Source organism: Mesorhizobium sp. P5_C1 (genome assembly GCF_054049815.1).
Genome location: NZ_JBFULQ010000552.1, coordinates 1 through 3,506 on the forward strand (window position 1 = coordinate 1; position 3,506 = coordinate 3,506).

General features: G+C 61.3%; 3 protein-coding genes. 1 reads left to right on the top strand and 2 read right to left on the bottom strand.

The window, feature by feature from the left end; translation table 11 throughout:
* Positions 1-1,739: mechanosensitive ion channel family protein (locus ACXJ7R_RS27685; protein ID WP_457154603.1), on the bottom strand; the 1,739-nt coding region annotated here is incomplete at its 3' end.
* Between the two features lie 268 nt (positions 1,740-2,007).
* On the opposite strand from ACXJ7R_RS27685, the gene ACXJ7R_RS27690 reads away from it, so the two are divergent.
* Entirely contained in the window at positions 2,008-2,916 is a 909-nt protein-coding gene (locus tag ACXJ7R_RS27690; RefSeq protein ID WP_457154604.1) for an agmatinase, read from the top strand.
* Between the two features lie 171 nt (positions 2,917-3,087).
* On the opposite strand, the gene ACXJ7R_RS27695 is transcribed toward ACXJ7R_RS27690, so the two are convergent.
* Positions 3,088-3,306: a hypothetical protein gene (locus ACXJ7R_RS27695; RefSeq protein WP_457154605.1), complete on the bottom strand. Its 219-nt coding sequence runs from the start codon at positions 3,304-3,306 to the stop codon at positions 3,088-3,090.
* Positions 3,307-3,506: the final 200 nt, after the last annotated feature.

The window sequence follows — 3,506 nt, forward strand, 5'->3', positions numbered from 1 at the left end:
GCGCCCAACGAGCCGAATGGAACTGTGAAGATCGGGCCGCGGTGATGGCGCAGCTTGACCGAGCGAATGCTGAAGGACTCGACCGTGCCCTTGTAGGTGCCGCTCTGGATATACTCTCCGACGCGAAACGCATCGTCGGTCATGTAGAACACACCACTGATGACGTCCTTCACCAGCGACTGCGATCCGAAGCCGATGGCAACGCCGAAGATGCCCGCGCCCGCGATCAATGGACCAATCTCGACGTCAAGGCCGGAGAGAACCATCATGATCGCAATGGCGGCAATGAGTGCGGCGAGAAAATTCTTCAGGATCGGCAGCAGCGTCAAAAGCCGCCCGCTGCGGGCAAGCGCTGCCTCGTCGCCGCCCTCGGTGCGGGCACGATCGATGCGACCGCCAATAAGACCCTTCACAAGTTGCCAGATGAGATCGGCGGCGAGCAGCACCACGATGCCGCTCAATACACCTCGGACGATGCGGTCTACACTTTCGTCGCCCATCATTCCGCTGGCGCGCAAACGCACGACGGTCGCAAGCCAGGCGACAGCGAGCCCGATGACGATCGCCCTCGCCCCACGCTCAACGAGCACTTCGAAGATGGCATTGTTCGACTTCGTCGTCTCGTCGGAGCTGGCGAAAAACGACTTGGTGATTGAGCTGGTGGATCTCAGGATTGGTGGGAGGATCAAGCCATAGATGCCAATCCACAAAAGCGTGCTCATCCCCACGACCCACAAGAGCCAGAGCACGCAAAGGAAAAATGTCAGCAGCCATTCCTTGAGCCGATAAACCTTGGAAGGCTCGATCGCCGCCGGCCGCCGCCATACGGATTCGATCGACACCGCGAGGAGACCGAGACCGAGTATGTAGACGATGAGATTCCTGACGTTCGGCGTGAAGTGGAGGATGTTCATCTCGCCTGCGAGCGCCCATCCAAGGAAGAATATGCCAGCAAACAACGCGACGCGGCGGCGCCAGAAAGCAGCGGTGACATCGTCCATCGGAATAAGCCGGACCTTCGGCTGGTCTCCAAGGTTCAAATTGCCGTCCGCCGTGCCGAGAATAACTGACGTGATCCGCATGATCACGCGCCAGGCGATGACAGCGATCAGCAAAGGCAGCACCAGCGCAGAAAGCAGTGGTGGCCAGGTAAACGCCAGGAAGGCGCCGACACTGGCCATTGCGAACACGACGAGCGGCGCGATGGCGACGAACAACGTTCGGGCGATCACATGATGTCGGGCGGGTGCGCCCGATTCCGGGCTTTGAGCTGGGTTGCGGCGGTGAGCCCTGCCGACGATACGGCGGAAGATGAACTCGGCACCTAACCCAAGCGCCACAAAGGCCGCGAACAGGACGAGGATCGCTCCCGGCCCTCGCCCGTGAATCTCGGTCATAATCGTCGAGCTTGCGCCGGAAATCTCGTCAGGGACCTCAGGAATCGCATTGCCAATGCCCTGCAAATGCTCGCGAATGGCATTGGACCAGACCATGAAGTCAGTGGCGGAAGCGCCCATTGGCATTGCCGAATCGGCCGCGGGTGCCGCGCCCTTCTCGGCGATCCACGCCTTGACTTCGGGATCGTTCAGCAATTTCAGCAACTGCTCGACTTTTTCAGGTGGAGGGGGCGGCGCCGCAGTCGTCTGCGCCCGGGCGATCGCAGTGAATGCGATCAGGGACGCCATCAGCATTGCAAACAACACGCCGGTTCTGCCAGCCCGGAAAACCATCACACTCATCTGCTGACCCCCGATGGACTCACTTTCACTATGCCCACAACATACTGCCTCACGAACAAAATAATGTAGCGATGCAATACGCCCGAACAGGGCCGGAATTGTCCGTCGAGGCGGAGCGCCAAGGGAGCTCGGCCATCAATCGCCAGTCCCCGCTCAGGTAAGGCAATTTCGCGTTTCAGCTGGGGTGGCGCGTTTCGCTCCACAGAGCTTCGCCAAACTGATACATCCGCATTCGACAAAATTTCAGCCAGACCATCATGAAGACCAAATGACAGCATCTCTCTTTCTCGGCTTTCCCGATCGCMTCGCCGGTGGCCGCATCCCCAGTGCGGTGATCTTCGGAGCCGGTCACGGCAGCACCTATCCCGGCAAGGACAGCAGCGGCCATGCCTTGGCCGCCGATGCCATCCGCGCCGCGAGCCAGGGCGATGCCGCGCTCGTCGAGCACTGGGATTTCGATCTCGGCGGCCCGCTGTTCGACGGCAAGCCGGACAACTGCATCGACACAGGCGATATCCCGACCATTTTGCATAACAATGCCGGCAACCGGACCCGGATCGAGGCGAAGACGCGCGAGGTCCTGGCATTGCCGGCCGTACCGATCCTGCTGGGTGGCGACTGTTCCGTGACCTTTCCCTTCCTCGCCGGCTTTGCGGATCACGGACCGGTCTGGATCCTGCAGATCGACGCCCATATCGATTGGCGCGACGAGGTGTCTGGCGAGCGACACGGCTATTCGAGCCCGATGCGTCGCGCGAGCGAGATGCCGCATGTCGCCGGCATGGTGCAGGTCGGCCTTCGCAGCGTTGGCAGCGCAGGCATAACCGAGATCGAAGCGGCGCGGCGCTATGGCAGTCGCTTCGTGACCGCCCGCGAGATTCACGCCCAGGGCGTCGAAGCCGCGCTGCGGCATATTCCGGAAGGATCGCAGGTTGTTGTCACGCTCGACTGCGACGCCCTCGATCCCAGCATCATGCCGGGTGTGGCGGCGCGTACGCCCGGCGGCCTCACCTACACGCAGGTGATCGACCTGATCGCGGGCCTCGGCAGGCGGGCCAGGATCGCAGGATTCGATCTTGTCGAATTCTATCCTCCCGCCGATATCGACAGCCTGTCGGCCCTGACCGCGGCGCGCCTTCTCGTCAATGTGATCGGCACCATCGTCCGGCAGGTTTGAAAGCCGGCTTCCTCTCGTAGCATGACGGCCCGACAAGGTTCCCTCCGCTGCCGAGAGGATACCCAGACTCGGGCCTCACCCTCGGACCGGCAGCAATTCAGGCGCATCCGTTGGGCTTCCCAGAGGGAAGTCCTCCCTTCGACCAGATCTGCCCGGACTTCCCTAGAGTTGCTATAGGTTCCGGCCGCGTGCGGCTACATCCGCCGGCGCCTCATCCGCCAGATAGCCGAGATCCTTTTGTTCCGGCAGAGACAGGCCGGCAAGTGCCCTGCGCTGCCTGAAATCCTGATATCGGCGTCGAAACCTTGCGAAGACACGCGCGATATGCCCGGCGAGCAAAACGGAAAAACGGGAGGTCGGCTGGAAGGTCCTGAGGCTGGTGGAGGTCATTTCATTCTCCCTCGTTCGAATTCATGAGGGCAGTGTCCCACCGGCGCGCTTTGTCGATGTTCATCTAGGCGTTAAACCGGAGGAGAAACCACTGCCGAAGCCGCTAAATCGTCGTTAAGTCGGCGCGGGGAAGTGATATTCTACCCGAGGCTGCTACAGGGGGGTCGGGGTGCACATCGGATTGCTTGGCGGTATCGAGG